This is a genomic window from Thermogemmatispora aurantia (genome assembly GCF_008974285.1).
GTDB classification, from domain to species: domain Bacteria; phylum Chloroflexota; class Ktedonobacteria; order Ktedonobacterales; family Ktedonobacteraceae; genus Thermogemmatispora; species Thermogemmatispora aurantia.
On the sequence record NZ_BKZV01000008.1, the window covers coordinates 24,667 to 44,717 of the forward strand.

The window sequence follows — 20,051 nt, forward strand, 5'->3', positions numbered from 1 at the left end:
GGCACTCCCTCACTCTGCAACAAAGGTCTCAGTACTCGTCGGCGGCTGCCCATCCGCTCCGGTGGCCTTGACAGACGGGTCGCTCCCATCCGTCTCCTTTCCACCGCTCTGGCGCCGACGCACCAGATCGAGAATGACCGGTGACGAAACAGCCAGTACAGCCAGAATCGCCAGGGTCCGTACAATGTCCGCCAGCTGTGATGGCAGCTGGGCGATGGCCTCCATAGCCGAAGCACCGTTGGCTAAAGCTCCGAAGAAGAGGGCTGCCAGCCCCACGCCACCGGGGTTCAAGCCACCGAGCAGCGCGACAGCGATGGCATCATAGCCCGTATTTGGAGCGAAGCCAGTGATCAGCTGGTAGCGATAGCCCAGGATCTCGATTGCCCCGGCCAGGCCGGCCAGCGCCCCGCTGATGAAGAAGGAGAGCAGGTAGACGCGGTCAACATGCACCCCGGCATGACGGGCCGCCTCGCGGTTCAGACCCACCAGACGCATGCGGTAGCCCCAAGTCGTGTAGCGCAGCAAGACAAAGATCACCAACAGAGCCAGCAGAGCCAGGAAGAAGCCAGCGTTTAGATCGCTGCCTCGTACCAGAATAGGGAAGGTGGCATCCTGCTGGACCGGGAATGAGGTCGGGGCAGCCGTAAAACCCGGAGCATGGATTGGGCCGGAGATCATATAGTCAATGAAATAGATCGCAATGTAGTTGAGCAGGATGCTCGTGATGACCTCATTGATGCCGAAGCGGACCTTCAGCAAGGCCGCAGGCGCAGCCCACAGCCCCCCAGCCACGAAGCCAGCGGCGGTCGCCAATGCCAGATGTAGCCAACCTGGCAGGCCGGTGAACTTGCCGCCGACAACCACTGCTGCCAGGGCGCCCAGGTATTCCTGACCCACGCCGCCGATATTGAAGGCCCCTGCCCGGAAAGCGACCGCGATCCCCAGGCCAATCAGCAGCAGCGGCGTTGCCTCATTGAGGGTCTCGGCGAACTGAGGCAGCGTCCCGAAAGCACCTTGAAAGAGGCCAGAGTAAGCATCGAGCGGGCTGAAGCCGCTGATGAGCATTACCACGGCTCCGAGCAGCAGCGCCAGGCCGATGGCCAGCAGCGGCAGCACGAGCGAGAGCCACCAGCGCCTCAGCCGCCCGAGGCCGAAGCGCGCACCTGTCACAACACGCATCATAGCCATAGCCAATTGCTCCCAAGGAGTGAGAGGGGCAAGCAAGAGGTGCGTGTCGCTACCCGAGAGAAGCGCAACGCTTCACCTCCTTGCCCTCTCACCCTGCGGCTCACACTAGAGGAGCATCGCAATGACAGCAAGGAATGGGGTCCCCTTCCCGCCTGGCTGACCTACCCTGGTTCTCCGACCTGGTAGCGCGGATTCTGCCTTGGACGGACGCACAGGCGCCTGAAGTGAAGGCCAGGCAGGCGCAGGCGAGAAGGGAAAAGCGTCTCACGAGCCATTGAGACTCGCTCAGCCAATAGCCTCGGCCCTAGGCGGAGGCTGGCAAACCGATATTCAACTTCCCGGCCAGATACTGCTGAACCGCTGCCTCCACGCGGGTGCGTACATCCTGGGGCACCCAGTCGCCCCACTGTCCCAGATGCTGCACTTGCTCCTTGAAGCCGAATTGATAGGTTGTATTCCCCTTCAGCTGACCCTCCTTAAAGAGCTTGGCGATCTGCAGATAAAGGCCCGGCACCTCCTGCACGCCGCTCGTCACAATCGTATTGGGGGCCAGTGAATAGGCATCCGTCGACCAGCCCGCGATCACCTTCACGCCCTTTTGCTGAGCCAGCTTAATGGCCGGCCCATCAAAGGCATTGCCCATAATCGTGAGGACGTCCACGCCACGATCAAGCTGAGCCTGTGTCACCTGCTGACCCTTGACCACGTCATCGTAAGAGCCAACAAAGGCCACACTGACGCTGGCCTGCGGGTTAACCGCAGCCACGCCCTTCTTAAAGGTGTCGATATCAGCGGTCACCTGGGGCGCATCGACTGCGGCCACAATGCCAATCTTATTGTTCTTTGTCACCAGACCGGCGGCCATGCCAGTAAAATAGCCCAGCTCGCCATAGCGGAATTCCGTTCCGCTCAAATTAGGCAGCGACCCTGTGCCATTGATAATCACAAAATGCGTATTGGGGAACTCCGGAGCCACAGCCTTCACCGAGTCAGCGTACTCGAAGCCGTGGGCGAAGATCAGATTATAGCCCTGGCGCGCGTACTGACGCAGCACGTTCGCCTGTTCTGCCTGCGAGACGTTCTCCGAATAGGCGAACGACCAGCCCAGCTGCTCCTTGATCAGCTGCACTCCTTTGAGCGCATCCTCATTCCAGCTGTGATCATTGACCGGGCCGCTGGTGACCATCGCCACCCGGATTGGCTGCGAACCGCCAGAGCTTCCCGAAGAAGAGGAAGTTCCCTGATTGCCACAGGCGCTGAGCAGAAGCAAGAAGAGGAGAAATAAAGGTATCCCGAAGAGCCGAAGCCGAGAGCCTTTCAGCATAGCCAGCCAACCTTTCGCTCCATGAGCTGGAGCCAGCGACTTCTGACAGGACGAACCGAACGGAACGGAATGCACGGACAACAACAGCAGGCGAGAGCGCGCGATGACCGTGCCAGCTAGCGCCGCTCAGCGTCAGAATCAGGATCGGGGAAGGGGAAAATAGCGCGGATGGCTGCCAATACCTCCGCGGTTGAACGGTGCCCCGGCACACACTCGAAACCGATCTGGCCATCATAGCCAAGAGCGAGCATCTCACGGTAGATCCTGGCAATATTGATCTCCCCCGTCCCTGGGGCACCACGCTCGGGAACATCGGCGATGTGGATCGCGCCGACGAGATCAATCGTCGCTCGCAGGTTATTGATCAGGTTCCCTTCGTTGATCTGCTGGTGGAAAAGGTCAAAAACCAGCCTCAGCCGGGGTGAATTGAGACGCTGGACCAGACGAGCAGCGTCGAGGACGCTGCGCAGCAAATAGCCATGCACGTGCAGCTTGCTGAGCGGCTCAATCAAGAGCGTCACCTCCAGTCCTGAGCTATCGACCAGTTCCACCAGGCGCCAGAGTCCTTCCTCTAACGCCTGCCAGCGCTCAGCCACGCTCAAGGGCCGAGCCGGAGGCACCACCTGCCCCCCAGGACCGACCTCATCGCTCTGAACAAAGAGGGCCCGAATGCCGCAACGCGCAGCCATCTCCAGCGATTCGCGGAACTGGTCGAGGACGCGGTCATGGTCGGCAGCGTTGCTTAGTGAGCCGCGTCGCGAGCCGAAGACCGAGTTGATAAAGATCCCGTGGTCGGCAGCCACCTGGGCCAGATGGTCAATATCCTTGTCAATCCAGTCCCAGAAATCAACACCAGCAAAACCCGCACGCGCCGCCTCTTTGAGGCGCTCCTCAACCGGTAACTCATGCCAGAGAAACTGATACTGCGGCGCATCCGCTATCGCTTCGATCATGGCAATGTACTGCATCGTGCCATCCTCTCGCTGGCGTCCCTTGCTTGCGCCGGGCCTCCATTGATGTGGTATAGTGATTATACCACTTCTGGCAGCGATCAACCCGGTCCTCGACTGAGGAGGACAGAGGTGGGCGCTCTCTTTGCCGCTGCCAATGTGGTATAATCACTATACCACTTTTTGCGGAACCCGTCAAGCCTCTCGCCGTTCCCGTGGTCGAGGTGGCCTTGGGAGAGAAGGAAGCAGAGCGGCTTGTCGTAGCGCAAGGTCGGTCTGTGCCAGCCGCTTGCTCTGGCCTGCCCAACTGATCAGATCAGCTTGGGGAGCGGCCCGGCCTCGGACAGGTGGAGCTGGCGCAGCGCAGTAACAAGCAATCAGGAAAGAGAGGGAGCGAGATGAACTTCCAGATCGACCCTCGCGAAACTGCCCTGCTCGTCATTGATGTCCAAAACGCCTTCTGTCATCCGCAGGGAACGCTGGGTCTCAGTGGGGTTGACACCAGACCGCTGGCGGCCATTATCCCCCACATTCGCCGTCTGGTGGAAATGTGCAAAGCCTGTGGCATCCCCGACATCTGGACCATCCAGCATCACTTCGCCGAGGATCACACACGGGCGCTGCATCGTATCACTCCGCACACCCAGAAGCGGGCCCGCATCGCCTGTCAGCCTGGCACCTGGGATGCCGAGATCGTTGCCGAACTGCAGCCCCTCATCGACGAGCGCAGCCATCTCATCGAAAAGCACAAATTCAGCGCCTTTTACGGCACGCGGCTAGAGGTCCTCCTGCGTATCCTTGGGCGGCGGCTGCTGCTCATCACTGGCACCACCACCAACGCCTGCATTGACACCACTGTCCGCGAGGCTTACATGCGCGACTACGACATCGTCGTTGTCCGCGAATGCATCGGAGGCATTGATCCGGCCTGGCATGACATGGCTCTCGCTGTCTGGGAACGCTACATTGGTGCCGTTGTCTCGTTGGAGGAGCTCTTGCCTGCCCTGGCGCAAGTTGCCCCCCAGGTCGAGCACAAGGGCTGAGCCATAGCGAAGGTTGGCCCATCCGCGCGTGATTCACCAGGACGAGGTCGATAAGTTCATCAAGAGCATAGACGAGAAGAGAGGAGAGTGCACTATCATGGCAAAAGCGGACCTGGTCGTTAAGAATTGTCACATCGTCACGCCCACCACCACCTTCCGCGGCTGGCTCGCTGTGCGCGACGGCAAAATCAGCGCCCTCGGTGACGACGACAGCCCGCCAGTGGCTCAAGAGACCATCGACGGGCGCGGTCACTATTTACTCCCCGGGCGAGTCGAGCCCCACATTCATCTTGGCGTGCACTATCCTTTTGATCAAGACGTCGAGCAGACCAGTGCCGCCGCCATCGCCGGGGGAACTACCGTCATGATGCCGCACAACCGGGCCAAGGCCTCCTATCTAGAGGTCTACCCGCGCTGGGAGCGTAGCATCGCCGAGCACTCCTACTGCGACGTGGTCATTCACCTGCAGATCCAGAACCGGCAGCACATCGACGAAATCCCTCTCTATCACGAGCGCTTTGGCGTCCTCTGCTACAAGCTCCATCTCGACTACCGTGCGCCTGCGGTGGCCGAGCTAGACATCGAGCCACTGGATGATGGCGATGCCTATCTCACCATGAAGCAATGCGCGCCCTTCAATGGGCTAGTGGCTCTTCACTGCGAAGATGTCGAAATCGTGCGCTACACCTTGCCAGCCATCCAGGCCACCGGGCGCAGAGACCTGCAAGCCTGGAGCGATGGGAGGCCTGCCTTCTGCGAAGTGGCCGACATCCACACGATGGCCTACCTCAGCGAACTCACCGGCTGCCGCATCGTCGTCCTGCACCTCAGCACCGCCGACGGAGTAGATGCCGCGGCCCGCTGGACCAAGGTCCCGCCCGTGCTCGAAACCCTCGTCCAGTTTCTGACAGTCTTCCCCGAGGAGGCTGGCGCGCGCATCGGAGCCATCGGCAAAATGAATCCGCCCCTGCGCGACCGCGCCAACGGTGAGCGCCTCTGGGAAGCCATTCGCCGTGGAGCCATTGCCACCGTTGGCACCGACCACATCGCCTGCGAAAAGCACGAAACCGATGACCTCTGGAGCGTTACCGCTGGCATGCCTGGCATTGAAGTCGCCCTCCCGCTCCTCCTCTCCGAAGGCGTTCACAAAGGCCGTATCACCCTGCAGCAACTCGTCCAAGTCGCGGCCCTCAATCCTGCCCGCCTCTACCACATTGACGACCGCAAAGGCTCCATCGCCATTGGCAAAGACGCCGACCTCGTCCTCGTCGACATGGAAGCCGAGCGTATCGTCAGTCCCGAGACCACCTTCTCCAAGCTCAAGACGCCAGCCAACGGCATGACAGTCAAAGGCTGGCCGGTGCTTACCATCAAGGGGGGCCAACTTGTCTATCGCGAGGGCCAACTGCTCGTCAAGCCGGGCATCGGGCGCGTCCTGCGCTCCTATCCCTAAGCGAGGAGAGGGCTGCCGGCCAGACCGGGCGGCAGCCCAACGGTAGCAGTCTGCCGTCTCGTCAGCTGATCAAACCAGAGAGCCAGAAAACAGCGAGGAACGAAGCGATGACACGCATCCTCATCGATAACGTTGACTATCTTCTGACCGTTGATCAACATGACAGTGTCCTGGAGCACGCCTCGGTCGTCATCGAAGACACGCGCATTGCCGCCGTAGGCCGGGCCGACGACATCGCCGCCCGTTACCGAGGTAGCCACTTCGACCGCATCATCGATGGGCGACGCACCCTGCTCATGCCCGGTCTCATTGAAGCCCATGTCCATCTCTCTGAGCAGCTCAGTCGCGGCCTCTTTCCTGATAGCCTCACCACGCGGCCCTGGGTCTTCAACTGGGCCAAGCCCTTCTACGCTGCCGTCGACGAAGAGGCTGAGCACTGGAGTGTCCTCTTAGCCTGTCTCGAAATGATCAAGACCGGCACCACCTGTTTCCTGGACATGGGTTCCCAGAACGACGCCGGTATCACCGTCCGGGCGGCGGCCCAGGCTGGCATGCGCGGCATCACGGGCCGCCACGCCGCCGACGTCAAACCGGAGGTCATCCCACCCTACTGGACCCCTGAGATGGTCGCCCATCACTTCTTCCGCGACGCCGACGAAGCCCTGGCCGCCCTCGAAGCCTGTGTCAAGCGCTGGCACGGCTATGCCGACGGACGCATCCGTTGCTGGGTCAACATCGAAGGCAAAGAGCCATGCAGTCCCGAGCTGCACCGTGGCGCCCGCCAGCTAGCCGAGCGGCTCGGCGTCGGCACCACCTATCATATTGCCTCCTCCATCGAAGAAGCGCGTGTCAGCGAGCAGAAATATGGTCTCTGGCCGGTCGAGCGCCTGGAGCGCATTGGCGCCTTGGGGCCGAATCTCGTCCTGGCCCATGTCGTGGCCATCAAAGACCACGAGATTGACCTTCTGGCTCAGCGGGGCACCAAAGTCGCCTTCTGTCCCGGTACCTCACTCAAGATTGCCAAGGGGGCCACACGTATTGGCAAATATCCCGAAATGCTGGCAGCCGGCATCACTGTCGCCCTTGGCTGCGACGGCGTTTCCGCCGCTGGCGCCCTTGACATGACACGCCAGCTCTACCTGGCGGCGGGCCTCTTCAAAGACGCGCGCATGGACGCTGCTATGATCCCGGCTCGACAGGCCATTCGCATGGCCACCATCGAAGGCGCGCGCGCCCTCCTCTGGGAGGATGAAATCGGCTCTGTCGAAGTTGGCAAGCGAGCTGATCTCATCTTCTTCGACCTCAACCAGGTCGAATGGGTGCCTTGCAATGATCCCGTGCAGACCCTGGTCTACGCCGCCACCGGCAGCAGCGTCAAGCACAGCATGATCAACGGCACCCTGGTCATGGAGAATCGCCGCGTCCTTACCCTGAACGAGGGCGAAGTCATCGAACAAGCGCGACGACTCACAGAGCGAGTCGTCGCGCGTTCGGGCCTCAAACGCAGTCAGATTCCCATTACCACCAGCCTCTACGACTGAGAAGAGGGGCTGGCACCACTTGAGGGGGGAGTCAGAGAAGAAGTGCCGAGGCCAGCGCCGTCTGTTGCCGTCGACTCTGCTGCCCCAGTGCTGCTTGCGGTCTTCAGGCGTGCGCTGACCACCGGCTCCCCGTCGCCATCGCCATAGAGGAAACAATGGGCCCAGTGGCCGTTGCCCAGCTGAGTGCGACGTGGGAAACGCTGACGGCAGACTTCCATCGCATGAGGACAGCGCGGATGGAAGCGGCAACCGCTGGGCGGATTGATCAGACTGGGGATCTCGCCGCGCGCCGGCAGCTGTAGCTTCTGGCCAGCCATCATGCGATCAGGATCAGGGGCCGCGGACAGCAGCAGCTGGGTGTAGGGGTGTTTCGGGCGCTGCGTTACCTCCTCACTTGGGCCTCCTTCCACCATCTGCCCGGCGTACATCACCAGCGTCTCCTCTGCGAAGTAGCGAGCGCTGGCGATATCGTGCGTAATATAGAGTAATGCGAGCTGTTCCTCATCCTTGAGGCGTAGGAGCAGATTCAGGATATCGAGGCGGATAGAGACATCCAGCATCGAGACCGGCTCATCGGCCAGCAAGACCTCCGGGCGCACGGCCAGGGCGCGGGCGATAGCGATACGCTGACGCTGACCACCGCTGAGCTGGTAAGGATATTTCTCGATAAACTGCTCGGCGGGCGTCAAGCTCACGCGGCGTAGCAGGGCCAGAATCTGCTCGGTCTCCTCCTGGCGGTTATGAGCGTGGCCATGCACTCGCAAGGGGCGACTGAGGTGATAGCGGACACTATGGATTGGATTCAAAGAAGCGAAGGGGTCCTGAAAAATCAACTGTACATGGCGCCGATAAGCGCGCAGGGCCTGGCCACGCGCCTTGAGATTGACTGGCTGGCCGTGGAAGCGAATGACCCCCGAGGTCGGGTCATAGAGGCGGGCCAACATGCGGGCCACCGTTGTCTTACCACTGCCGCTCTCACCTACCACTGCCGTGGCGCGCCCGGGGTAGAGGGCCAGCGAAGCATCTTCCACGGCGTGGACAGCGCGCGGAGGTCCGAAGAGGCGAACTGTGCGCAGCGGAAAATCCTTGCGCAAATGCTCCGCTTCCAGCACGGGTTCCAATACCTTCTCTGGAGTCTGTTGCACCGTCAGCTGCTCGGAAACGCTCATACGATTGCACTCCCTTCAGCCAGAGCCTCGTAGCGTGCCGCGAACTCGGCGCTGCTCGGCGGCCCTTCTGGACGTTGATGGGCATCATAGAGATGGCAAGCCACCAGTTGACGTGGTGTCTCAGCAGTCGAGGGCAGCAACTGGGGCTCAAGCCGCTGGCAAGGCTGCCAGGCAAAGGGGCAGCGAGGATGGAAAGCACACCCGGCGGGGACGGAACGCAGGTCGGGAGGAGAGCCAGGAATCCCGGCCATGCGGCGAATAGGGCCGTGCAACTTGGGGAAGGAATTCAGCAGACCGTAGCTGTATGGATGGCGCGGGTGAGCGTAGAACTCCCGACTGCTGGCCTTCTCCACCATCTTGCCAGCATACATTACCGCAATCGTATCGGCCAGTTCCAGCAGCAGCGACAGATCGTGTGTAATAAAGATCAGCGCCGTGGAGAACTCGCGGCAGAGCGAGCTGATCAGATCGAGAATCTCGCGCTGGACCACGACATCGAGGGCCGTCGTCGGCTCATCCATAATGATCAACTCTGGCGTCAGAGCCAGAGCGATGGCGATCACCGCGCGCTGGCGCATACCGCCGCTCAGCTCGTGGGGATAGCTGCGGAGACGATCGGGAGCGATACCAACCAGCTTCAGAAGCTCGGCAGCGTGCTCTTTGCGCTGCGCGGCGCTCATTTCTGGGCAGTGCGTTTTCAGCACATCCATAATCTGAGTGCCGATCGTCATCACCGGATTGAGAGCATTCATAGCGCTCTGGAAGACAATGGCCATCTCATTCCAACGGAAGGCCCGCAGCTGAGCTGGCGAGAGCCGCAGCACATCGATGGTCTCCGGTGAAGGGAGAGACGAAGCTGCTGCAGTCCCGTTGTGAGACGACTGACCGGTGCTCAGATCGCTGACTGCCACAATGTGAGAGGTTGCTTCGCGCTTGCCAGGCTTGCGTGGGTGATAGAGCACCTGGCCGCCAGTGATATAGGCCGGTGGACGCAAGAGGCGTGAGATCGCGTAAGCGAGAGTCGACTTGCCGCAGCCACTCTCGCCCGCCAACCCCAGAATCTCGCCCCGCCGCAGCTCGAAGCTCACCTCTTTGACCGCGTGCACGATGCCGTTGACCGCGTAGTAGTCAACGCTCAGATCGCGGACCTCCAGAAGGACGTCATTGCTCTGATTGTTGGGGGTATGGAGAGACTGGTTGTCCGTCATAGGCATTACGTTACCGCCTTCTCTTTGAGTTCCTTCGGCACATGCTCGCTGATCTCGCTGCGTAGACGCGGATCGGCAATCTCATCGATACCGAAGTTAATCAGCGCCAGGGCGGCACCAAGCAAGGCGATGCAGCAGCCTGGGGGAGCGAACCACCACCAGAGGCCAGAGAAGATCGAATCGGACTGCTGAGCCCAATAGAGCATACTTCCCCAGCTTACGGTATTGATATCACCCAGACCCAGGAATTCCAGTGCCGTCCAGGCCAACAGCACAAAAATCACTGTGCTCACAAAAGCCGCCGCCACAATGCCGATCTCGTTGGGGAAAATTTCGAAGAAAATGATGCGCCACACACTTTCACCGCTGGCCCGCGCCGCGGTCACAAACTCCCGGCTGCGCATCGAGAGCGTCTGTGCTCGCAGCAACCGGGCGTTGAACGACCAGTTGGTGAGGATAATCACCAGGGCGATCGTCAACGGCCCCTTGGGGAAGTAGCCGACCGCCACAATGGCCAGTGGGAGCGCAGGGATCACCAGGAAGACGTTGGTCACCAGCGAGAGAATCTCGTCGATGATCCCGCCGAGGTAACCGCTCACCAGGCCGACCACGACCGAGACCAGTGTCACCAGGAGGCCGGTCAGGAAACCCCAGAACACACTGCTGCGCGTGCCGTAGAGCAGCTGCGAGAAGATGTCCTGACCCGTGGCCGTCGTGCCCAGCCAGTGGGCTGCCGAGGGCGGCGTTTCCGAGAGCCTGGAGGTCGCGGTGGGATCATAAGGGGCCAGCAGTGGCCCGAAGATGGCCACCAACAAGAAGAAGGCGACAATGCTGCTGCCAATCGCCACCTTGCGATTGCTCGTCAAAACCCGCCAGACGAGCCGGAGGTTCTCACCCAGGCGGGCCAGCCGCGAATCCCTGCGTGGAAACTTTTTTGGAAACGTTGACGGGATCGTTTCCGGCTCCAGAGTAGCTACGTGCTTAAGATCCTTACCCAGGCTCATGGTTGTCAGGCGCTCCTTTCGAGGCGGACGCGGGGATCGAGGAAGGCATAGCTCAGCTCGGCGAGGAAATTGGCGCCGAGCACGCCGAGGGCGACGACCAGGAAAATGCCCTGCATCAGGGAATAGTCCTGGTTTTGGACCGCCTGCAGCAGGGAATAGCCGATGCCGGGGTAGGAGAAGACCATCTCCGTCAGCAGCTGGCCGCCGACAATGAAGCCCAGCGAGATGGCGAAGCCGGCCACATTGGGCAGAATCGCATTACGAGCCGCGTAGGCGAACATAATGCGACTGGTACGCAAGCCCTTGGCCTTGGCCATCAGCACGTAGTCCTCTGAAAGCGTAGTAATCATCGAGTTGCGCATGGTGAGCATCCAGCCGGCGACGGAAGCGATAACAATCGTCAGGGCTGGCAAGATCCCATGATATATCACGCTCGCGATGAAATCAAGCGTCCATCCTGGGTCGACGTTCAGCTCATCATAGCCGCCGGTCAGAGGAAACCAGCGCAGCTCGAAGCCGAAGATGTAGAGGATCAGGAGGGCCATCCAGAAGTAAGGGATTGCCGACAGAAAATTCAGCAGCGGTGACAAGATCGTATCGAGCAACGAGCCGCGTTTCCAGGCCATGACGATGCCCAGGAGGCAACCGAGGGCAAAGCTGAGGATGACTGAGACCAGGCCCAGGCCCAGCGACCAGAAGATATCGCGCCCGATAACGTTTGTCACCGGCTCGAACGAGGAGGTCACGGCCACGCCAAGGTTGCCATGCAACAAGCTATTGAGGTAGTCGAGGTACTGGATGGGGAGCGGATCGCCGGTATTGTAGCCCAGCTCCGCCTGGATAGCCTTCAAATAGGCGGCGCCCACATGAATACCGCGACTCTGTAGATTGCCCAACAGTACCGCTGCCGGGTCGCCTGGAGCCAGGCGTGGAATCACGAAATTCAAGGTAATTGCCGCCCAGGCGGCGAACAGATAGAACAGAATGCGACGAAGCAAGTGGCGCATTCAGGGACTCCTTCGTACCTTCCATGATCTGCGCTGCGCCAGGGCTGTCATCGGGTCTGGAGAACAGCGCAGCTAGGTAAGGCGCGCTCCTAAGAGATTCTCCCCATCTGGGGGGAGTATACCATCAAGATCGAAGCAGAACAACGGTCAAGGTAGTGATCAATTACATTTGCCCGCCGTCTCTCTGGCCTGGACTGGCCTCAGACAAGGGGAATGGCCTCTCAGGCCAGAGCCAAGAGGCCATTCCCCTGCTCGGCAGGTCCCGGAAGTAGGGAAAGGAGCCTACGAAACGGGCTGCAGGTGCATCACGATAATCTCATTATCGGGGTAGGAGTAGGGTGAGCCGACGGCGTACTGGTTCTGCTGGTCGGGCCAGCCAGTGAAGCGCATGGTATTGTACTCGAACCAGCGAGCGCCGGCCACCACCGGAATCCAGGGCACCTGCTCAACCATGATGCGTTCCAGACCCTGGATCGCTTGCTTCTGGAGCGCGGGGTCCATCGTCGAGGCGAACTGCTGGAGGAGCTGATCGGTCTGGGCATCCTTCCAGTAGCTGCTGTTGCGCCCATTGGGCGGGAGGCTCTGGCTGCTCAGGGTGCCGTTGTAAATGAAGTAAGGAGTTGGGCCACCACCCACACCGCTGATCATCAGCTGGTAGGGCTTCGCTTCTGCGCGGAAGGTCAGATACTGCGCCTCCGGCATGAGTTTGATGTGGATATCAATGCCAGCGGCCTTGAGGTTGCTCTGCACTACCTGGGCCCACTTGTTCCAGTCAGAGTACTCGGCGACCGAGATCAGTTCAAAGGAGAGGCGCTGACCATTCTTGGTGAAGATGCCATCGCTTCCCTGGGTATAGCCGGCACTCTTGAGGATCTGCTGGGCCTGGCTGGCGTTGGGTGCGGTAGACAGATTGGCATATTCCGGCAAGATATATTGCTGATTGCCTGGCGTGGGGAGGAGACCAGTTTGCGGTACAGGGGGCACGAGACCCGACTCGCCCTGCTGGGCTGCCGCTTGTCGGTCAATGGCCACGCTGATCGCCTTACGTACTGCTACGTCGCTCAGCAGTGGATCGTGGACGTCGATGAAGATGCCAAACTCGTCAACGGGTGCCATGAAGTAGTGGAAGTGCTGCGGGTCCTTGGCCACAAAGTTCTGTTGCAGGTTGTCTGCATAGTAGCCCGACCAGTCGACCTGCCCGCTGGGCATGACCAGCTTGAAGGCATCGTTGTCTTTGTAGCGTGGCTCCTTGATTTCGTCGACCTTGACCAGGTTGGCCTGGTAGTAGTTGGGGTTCTTGTCAAGTACCAGAAGATCAGACGTGTATTTGGCTACGACGAAGGGGCCAGTGCCGACTGGCTTGCTGCTGTAATATTTGGTGATATCGCCGACCGATTCGAAGATGTGCTTGGGAATGATGACCGTCAGGCCGGCAATGTAATAGATCGCCCCGGGGAAGGGCTTCTGGAAGGTCATGACGACTGTGTTGGCATCGGGCGCCGTGACACTCTTGAGATAGCCCCAGTCTCCGTTGAGGTCCGCGGCAGGATATTGCTTAAGAGCGTTGAAGGTGAAGACAACATCATCGGCGCTGAAGGGCTGGCCGTCGTTCCATTTGACGCCCTGCCGCAGGTGAAAGGTAACCTGGGTGTAATCGCTGTTGAATTGGTGGCTGAGCGCCAGTAGAGGATGATAGGTGTTGTCGTTGACGTTACAGAATTCAAGTGTCTCGTAGACAAAGCCATTGATGCCAATATTCGGTGTGGGGGCGTAGGGGTTAAAGCCCTGGTCAGTGAAGGCGCTGGCTTGTGCAGCCAGGGTGAGGACCTTTTTGCCGGACTGGCTGCTCTGCGAGCTGCTCCCGCCGCAGGCTGTGAGCAGCAGCGCAAGGATGGCCAGGAGGCTGAGACACAGGGGGCCGGCCTTGCGCTTCATGCCTGTTTTGCGCTCTGAATTGCCAAACACAAAGAACCTCCTGTAACGGCTCTTGAAATACGGTGAGTATCGACCGCTTGTTGATGCTCCGCGTGGGCCTGATCAGCGCAGGCTGGAGAACGCTCTCATGGAGTACCGTACCAGCCTGCCCCTGGCCAGCGAGGAATTTGTTCCCCATGCTCTCTGGCTTCTGCCGCACCCGAGTTCGAGTTACACCTCGCCTGACAGTTCGCCTCGGGCGCGGCCCAAGCTGAGCTGCTCTGGTCGTTGTCGATTATGCTGAGGTAATGGTTGCCCCTCTCGTCTCGTGTCTCTGCGGATCGGTGTCACGAACGCACGCTTGTTTGCCCGCTCCCCGCTGCGGGCGCCACCGCGAGGCCGTGCCCGGCTCTCGTCACTCCTTTCCCGGTCGGCGCAGCCCTCCTGCCTCCGACCCCTCTTTTGAGAAATATGACAGATCGTCTAGACCAGTTCTCTAGAAACTATACCCCCTTTACGGCAATCTGTCAAGACATCTAGACCACTAGACCAAAAATTGACAGGCACCTCCCCCGCAAGGGCCCGCGCAACCAGGAGGCGAGGCGATGGCGGCTGCCCGCGGTCTCTTCGTGCAGCTACTGCCTCTCTTAACGACCAATGCCACTCACACGGCTGCTGCCGTCGCTCCCCCAGCGTGAGATGACCACCTTACTCTCGGTGAAGAAACGCACAGCGTCGCGTCCCTGGGGGTGGAGGGTACCAAAGAAGGAGCGCTTGGTACCGCTGAAGGGAAAGTATGCCATAGGAGCAGCCACACCGATATTGATACCCACGTTACCGACCTCGACGCGATAGCGAAACTCGCGAGCGGCAGCCCCGCTGTCGGTGAAGATCGAGGCCGCGTTGCCGTAGTCGCCTGCGTTGATAAGGGTGATGGCCTCGTCGAGGCTGGCAACCGGTGCGATGCTGACGACGGGACCAAAGATCTCTTCCTGGTAGACCCGCATACTGGGGCGTACTTCGTCGAGGATGGTGGGGCCGACGAAGTAACCGTGGGGATAGGCGGGGACGCTGACGTGGCGCCCATCGAGGGCTAGCTGAGCCCCTTCGGCGATACCCTGGCTGATGGCGGCAACAATGCGTTCGCGGGCCTGAGCTGAGACGACGGGTCCCATATCGACGCCCGGTTCGAGTCCATTACCCAGGTGCAGGCGGGCGGCGGCTTCGCTCAGGCGCAGGCGGGTGCGAGCGTGGGCCTCGCCAACGGGCATGATGAGCGAGTTAGCCAGGCAGCGTTGGCCTGCGGCGCCAAAACAGGAGTTCATGATGGTTCCAAGGTGGCTATCAAGGTCTGCATCGGGCATGACGACGATGGCGTTCTTGGCCCCGCCCGAGGCCTGGACACGCTTGCCCTGGGCCGCGGCACGGGCGTAGACGTAGGCTGCGGTTTGGGTTGAGCCGACGAAGGAGATGGCCTTGATCTGCGGATGATCGAGCAGGGCGTTGACAGCCTCTTTACCGCCGTTGACGAGGTTGATGACGCCGGGCGGAAAGCCGACCTGATCGATGAGTTCAAAGACGCGCTGCTGAACGAGGGGATCTTGTTCAGAGGGTTTGACGATGAAGGTATTGCCGCAGGCAATGGCATAGGGCCAGAACCAGAAGGCGATCATGAAGGGGAAGTTAAAGGGAGTGATGGCAGCGCAGACGCCCAGCGGCTGGTAGATGACTTCTTCATCGATGCCGCGTGCGGCCCCGTCTTCCAGACCATAGCCCATCATGAGCGAGGGGATGCCGCAGGCGGTTTCGACATTTTCGAGGCCGCGCTGGACCTCGCCGCGGGCGTCGTCGAGGGTTTTGCCCATATCGGTGGTGATGAGACGGGCCAGCTCTTCGCGTTGCTCGTCTAGCAAGACGCGTAGTTTGAAGAGATAGCGGACACGTTCCTGGGGCGGCGTGGCGCGCCAGCCTGGGAAGGCGGTGGCGGCGCTGGCGACGGCGGCCTCGATGTCGCGGGCGTTGCTGAGGGGGACGAGTGCCAGCACTTCGTCAGTGGCGGGGTTGCGCACTTCAAGGGTGTCACTGGCGTCGGCCCGGCACCAGCTACCGCCGATATAGTTGCGCAGAACCGGTGGCTGGGTTATCGGTGAGACCATCGCTCTCTACTCCTGTCGCTTGTGTGTCTGGCTTGAGCTGTCTCTGGGTGTTGTGGCCGGTTGCGGCTCTCCTACGAGTGTAGAGGACGCTCATCGGCGGCCTGCGGCGGCCCACTGCTCGCTGGCGTTGCGTGATGTGGCCTGGCTGCGCTGCCGTGACTGCTCTTGGGTTGTGGCTGCATCTCTGGTTTGATCCCAGCCCTGCCAGGCGGGGGGACTGTGGGGGCTGGCACTCCTCCCGCCCGGACTGGCTGCCCAGGAATGGACCGGGAAACTTCCACCTTTCTTGTTGGTTTAGTTATAGGCAATGGCGGCGGGAGTGTCAAGGGCGAATGGCTTCGGAGGCTGTCTTGCTTGTGGTAAGTCCCGAGAAATGAGGAAGACAGGGCAATGCAGGGGCCCTCCTGGCAGTCGGCTCCTTTGAGCCTGTCCAGATCACAGGCGCTGGCAGAGGAGAAGGCTGCTTTCCCTGGCCTCGGGCGAGCACTTCCTCTCTGCAGCGGAATGGGCGGTGAAGAGGCGAGATACTACTCGCCTGGCTTGTGCCCTTTCTCGTGGTGTTGCTTCATGACAGTGCGGGCCGCTACCTCACGTGCTCGCTTGCCGTAGCGACCGCGCTTCTCGGCCTCTTCTTTGATGTGTTCGTACTGCCGCTCTTCTTTTTCTCCTACCCCTTTGAGGGGCTTTTTGTCGGGCATGGTAACCTCCATGACGTGCTGTGACAATGGTCGAGTTTCTCATCTCAAGCGATGCATCACCTCTCTCAACACGAATGTGGGTGGTAAGGGAGAGACAGGGGAGAACTGAACCATTGCCTTGGTCGCCGGATCTGGCAAAGAACGTCTGGGGTGCCCAGCTCATAAAAAAGCGAGGCCGCGCAAGACCACGAGGGCCTGGGCGACCCCGCTCCCAGAGAGTGGCTTAAATAAGAGGTCAGCTGCAAGATTAATCCATATGAAACATTTCGGGTAGTAGTGGCGGCCACTGGGTCTGTGGATCGAGCTCCTGGGTCATGATTTCGGCCATCCACTGCTGCCAGCGCTGATTGGTCGGGTCCGCTGCCAGGGTTTTGGCCAGGCGCTCGAAGTCATCGGTTTCCAGATAGGCGAAGAGCTGGGTCCCGTGGCGAAAGATGCTATAGTTGCGGGCGCCGGCGCGCTGCAGCGCCTCCAGCATCTCTGGCCAGATGTCATCGTGACGGCGCTTATATTCCTCCTCGTAGCCGGGCTTCACGCTCATCAAGAAGGCGATACGTTGCACTGGGGTGGCTCCTTTCTCCTTCCTTCGCGTCTTGGCTCTGCGAGCCAGGCGTACTGAGGTCGAAGTCGCTGGTGAGCTACCTACAGTACTGCCAGGGCGACTTTCCTCTCAGTTTAGCGCATGATCGAGCAAAGAGGGAAGCTGGCGACGCAATAATTTGCCGGAGGAGTTGCGCGGCAGCTCGCCCACAAAGTAGATAGCACGTGGCAGCTTATAGCGTGCCAGACGTGTTTGCAGGTGAGAGAGCAGCGACTCAGTGCTCGTTGACTGGCCCGGGTGCAGGCGCACGAAAGCGATCGGCACCTGGCCCCAGCGCGGGTCGGGCTGGCCGCAGACGCCGGCCTCCGCAACGGCGGGATGGCTCAGCAAGGCGGCTTCAATTTCTGCAGGATAGATGTTCTCTCCGCCCGAGATAATCAGATCGGAGCGGCGATCGAGCACGTAGAGATAGCCCTCTTCATCGAGGTAGCCAATATCGCCGGTTGCCAGCCAGCCATCCTGCAGCGCCTCGCGTGTTGCCGCGGGACGGTCGAGATAGCCTGGCGTGATAGTCGGGCCTTTGAGATAAATCATCCCGGCCTCCCCGGGAGCGGCTTGCCGGCCATCCTGGCGGATCTCCAGCTGCACTGGCGGTAGCGGGCGCCCGGCAGAGCCGAGCTTGCGCAGGGCATCGGCGGGCGAAAGTGTGGCCGCCTGTGAGCAGGCTTCAGTCAGGCCATAGGTCTGGACGACGGGAATGCCGCGCGCTGCGCAGGCTTCGAGCAAGGGGCGCGGCGCCGGCCCTCCACCGAGGAGAACGCAGCGCAGGTGCGCTGGATAGCCTGCTCCTGGTTGTTCGCCCTCCAGCGCTTCCAGCATGCGCTGCAACATGACAGCCACGACTGAGATGATCGTGACGCCCTCACTGAAGATAGAGTGATTGATGGCTCCGGCGTCAAATTTCTCGTGAACATTGATGCTGATGCCGTAAATGGCACTGCGCATGATGATGGTCAGGCCACCGATGTGGAAGAAAGGCAGGCACGCCAGCCAGCAGTCGTCGAGGTGGAGGCCCAGGTTCAGCGCCGAGCCGATAGCGTTCCACCAGTGCATCCCATAGGTAATGAGCACGCCCTTTGGCTGGCCCGTGGTGCCGGACGTATACATGATCGCCTGCACGGCGTTGAGATCGATCAGTGGGGCGGGCGTGAAGGTTGTGGTGTACGTCTGTGGGGGAAACGGATCAAGTTCGACGCTGCCATCGGGTCGCAGCTGCAGGATGGCTGAGGCGAGCTGTGGCCGGACAGCAAGCAGACGGCGAGCCCGGTCCGCCTGGCCGGGATCGCTGAGTAGCAGATTGACGCGGGCATCCTGCAGCTGCCAGCCAAGTTCGGTCTCACTCAGACGCGTGTTGAGCGGGACAAGTATGGCCCGCAAGCGGGTCAGGGCGTGGACGCAGGCAACGTAAGCCGGGCTGTTGGCGGCTAGCAGGGCGACTCGGCTGCCGCTACGGACGCCGAGCGCAGCGAGCTGCTGAGCCAGATAGGTGGCCTGCTGCGCCAACTCGGCGAAGCTCCAGCGCAAGGCTCCGCTCTGAACGGCCAGATGCTGGGGACGATTTTCTGCGCAGCGCTGCAGCCAGTCGGGCAAGAGGACGGAACCCGCTGCGGTCTGGGGAGAGTCCATATCCATGCTTCTCTCTCTTCTCCCTCCTTTCATGACACCTTTTCTTATAGTAGTGTTGAAGAATAGCGGGCCAGGACGGCCCGGTCTAGTCTGACGCCCAGGCCCGGCCCTGACGGTAGCTGGAGCTGGCCATCGTTGTAGGTGAGCGGCTCTGAGAGCAGGTCTGTTCTCAGCAGCGAAAGGGTGGCCAGGCCGGCGGCCTGAGTCAGGGCGGGATGAGCGGCGGCCAGGTGAAGGGTGGCGCAGATGCCAATACCAGCCTCCAGAGCGCTGGTGAGAACGCAGGTCACCCCGCGCGTAGCGGCTTCCTCGATGATCTGTAAGGTTGGTCGGAGGCCGCCGAGAAACTGCGGCTTCAGGATAAGCACATCGGCGGCCTCCAGCTGCAGCACCTGGCGAGCGCTTTCCAGACCGCTCAGGCTCTCGTCGGCTGCGATAGGAATGGGAGAGCGACGGCGCAGCTGACGCAGTCCTTCCAGATCCTCGGCAGCGAGGGGCTGCTCGACGTAGGCGATGTCATAGGGGGCGTAGGCCCGTAGCAGGCGCTCGGCCTGTGCCAGGCTCCAACTGGCATTAGCATCCAGGCGCAGTGCGATAGCCCCTCCCACGCTGGCGCGCACCGCTGCCAGGCGCTCGTCGTCCTGCTGCTCATTGCCGCTTAGCTTGAGCTTGAGGCAGCGAAAGCCGGCGGCCACGGCCTGGCGAGAGGCCTCCGCTGCCTCATCAGGCTTGGATGCGCCAATGACCGCATTAACGGGTACAGCGCGGCGGGCATAGGGAGCGAGCAATCCCTGCCCAAGCGCGCGAGCGCGCAGATCGAGCAAAGCCACCTCCAGCGCGAAGGTCGCCGGGGCCGGTAGCTGCCCTGTCTCTTGTGCTGCCAGGAGCCGGGCCAGGGCCTCGGTCAGCGTGCTCCCCTCCAGGCTCTTCGCCAGAGCAGGCAGAGCTGCCAGAACGCTGCTCAGCGCCGGACTAAAAGGCGGCAGCGGAGCCAGTTCGCCATAGCCCTGGAGACTACCTCCGGCGCTGCTCACCTCGACAATTGCTCCCCAGCGTGTGCTCAGCAGCCCGTGGGCCGTGCGAAAGGGCGCGCGTAGCGGCAGGCAATAGACCTGCCAGTGGATACGCTCAAGCGTGAGATCGGCAGCCATCGCGACTACGTCCTTGAT

General features: G+C 61.0%; 16 protein-coding genes. 3 read left to right on the forward strand and 13 right to left on the reverse strand.

The genetic code is table 11. The features are described from left to right. Positions 1 to 9: 9 nt before the first annotated feature. The 3 genes from KTAU_RS19355 to KTAU_RS19365 form a co-directional block, all read right to left on the reverse strand. Complete coding sequence (locus tag KTAU_RS19355) at positions 10 to 1,188, reverse strand: ABC transporter permease (protein ID WP_151729917.1); 1,179 nt, start codon at positions 1,186 to 1,188, stop codon at positions 10 to 12. A 304-nt stretch (positions 1,189 to 1,492) separates the two neighbouring features. Continuing rightward, positions 1,493 to 2,512 (reverse strand): BMP family protein, encoded by a 1,020-nt coding sequence (locus KTAU_RS19360; protein WP_151729918.1) that lies wholly within the window; start codon positions 2,510 to 2,512, stop codon positions 1,493 to 1,495. Positions 2,513 to 2,628: 116 nt separating this feature from the next. Further along, positions 2,629 to 3,480 (reverse strand): TIM barrel protein, encoded by an 852-nt coding sequence (locus KTAU_RS19365; protein ID WP_151729919.1) that lies wholly within the window; start codon positions 3,478 to 3,480, stop codon positions 2,629 to 2,631. Positions 3,481 to 3,860: 380 nt separating this feature from the next. Between KTAU_RS19365 and KTAU_RS19370 the strand changes: the two genes are divergently transcribed. The 3 genes from KTAU_RS19370 to KTAU_RS19380 all read left to right on the forward strand — a co-directional run bounded on the left by KTAU_RS19370 (position 3,861) and on the right by KTAU_RS19380 (position 7,499). Continuing rightward, complete coding sequence (locus KTAU_RS19370; protein ID WP_151729920.1) at positions 3,861 to 4,505, forward strand: cysteine hydrolase family protein; 645 nt, start codon at positions 3,861 to 3,863, stop codon at positions 4,503 to 4,505. Between the two features lie 97 nt (positions 4,506 to 4,602). Continuing rightward, entirely contained in the window at positions 4,603 to 5,958 is a 1,356-nt protein-coding gene (locus tag KTAU_RS19375) for a dihydroorotase (protein WP_151729921.1), read from the forward strand. Between the two features lie 107 nt (positions 5,959 to 6,065). Further along, the gene (locus tag KTAU_RS19380; protein ID WP_151729922.1) at positions 6,066 to 7,499 is read left to right on the forward strand and encodes an amidohydrolase family protein; all 1,434 of its coding nucleotides are present in this window, start codon (positions 6,066 to 6,068) and stop codon (positions 7,497 to 7,499) included. Here the strand turns inward: KTAU_RS19380 and KTAU_RS19385 are convergent. The 10 genes from KTAU_RS19385 to menC form a co-directional block, all read right to left on the reverse strand. Continuing rightward, positions 7,490 to 8,668: an ABC transporter ATP-binding protein gene (locus KTAU_RS19385; RefSeq protein ID WP_151729923.1), complete on the reverse strand. Its 1,179-nt coding sequence runs from the start codon at positions 8,666 to 8,668 to the stop codon at positions 7,490 to 7,492. The genes KTAU_RS19380 and KTAU_RS19385 overlap by 10 nt on opposite strands. Continuing rightward, positions 8,665 to 9,882: an ABC transporter ATP-binding protein gene (locus KTAU_RS19390; RefSeq protein ID WP_308789055.1), complete on the reverse strand. Its 1,218-nt coding sequence runs from the start codon at positions 9,880 to 9,882 to the stop codon at positions 8,665 to 8,667. Before KTAU_RS19390 ends, KTAU_RS19385 begins: the two co-directional genes overlap by 4 nt. Then, positions 9,882 to 10,880, reverse strand: a complete 999-nt coding sequence (locus KTAU_RS19395; protein ID WP_151729924.1) for an ABC transporter permease — start codon at positions 10,878 to 10,880, stop codon at positions 9,882 to 9,884. The genes KTAU_RS19390 and KTAU_RS19395 overlap by 1 nt, the downstream gene beginning before the upstream one ends. Positions 10,881 to 10,885: 5 nt before the next feature. Then, positions 10,886 to 11,887, reverse strand: coding sequence for an ABC transporter permease (locus tag KTAU_RS19400; RefSeq protein ID WP_112426947.1), 1,002 nt, complete (start codon positions 11,885 to 11,887; stop codon positions 10,886 to 10,888). A gap of 282 nt (positions 11,888 to 12,169) precedes the next feature. Further along, positions 12,170 to 13,852, reverse strand: a complete 1,683-nt coding sequence (locus KTAU_RS19405; RefSeq protein WP_151729925.1) for an ABC transporter substrate-binding protein — start codon at positions 13,850 to 13,852, stop codon at positions 12,170 to 12,172. Positions 13,853 to 14,448: 596 nt separating this feature from the next. Continuing rightward, positions 14,449 to 15,957, reverse strand: a complete 1,509-nt coding sequence (locus KTAU_RS19410) for a CoA-acylating methylmalonate-semialdehyde dehydrogenase (protein WP_151729926.1) — start codon at positions 15,955 to 15,957, stop codon at positions 14,449 to 14,451. Between the two features lie 527 nt (positions 15,958 to 16,484). Continuing rightward, complete coding sequence (locus KTAU_RS21705; protein WP_170293441.1) at positions 16,485 to 16,655, reverse strand: hypothetical protein; 171 nt, start codon at positions 16,653 to 16,655, stop codon at positions 16,485 to 16,487. Positions 16,656 to 16,902: 247 nt separating this feature from the next. Further along, positions 16,903 to 17,217, reverse strand: coding sequence for an L-rhamnose mutarotase (locus KTAU_RS19415; protein ID WP_151729927.1), 315 nt, complete (start codon positions 17,215 to 17,217; stop codon positions 16,903 to 16,905). Positions 17,218 to 17,325: 108 nt separating this feature from the next. Next, a complete protein-coding gene (locus tag KTAU_RS19420) occupies positions 17,326 to 18,888 on the reverse strand; it encodes an o-succinylbenzoate--CoA ligase (RefSeq protein WP_228026545.1) in 1,563 nt (520 codons plus the stop codon). 38 nt (positions 18,889 to 18,926) lie between these two features. Next, positions 18,927 to 20,033, reverse strand: a complete 1,107-nt coding sequence (gene menC / locus KTAU_RS19425; RefSeq protein ID WP_151729928.1) for an o-succinylbenzoate synthase — start codon at positions 20,031 to 20,033, stop codon at positions 18,927 to 18,929. Positions 20,034 to 20,051 lie beyond the last annotated feature (18 nt).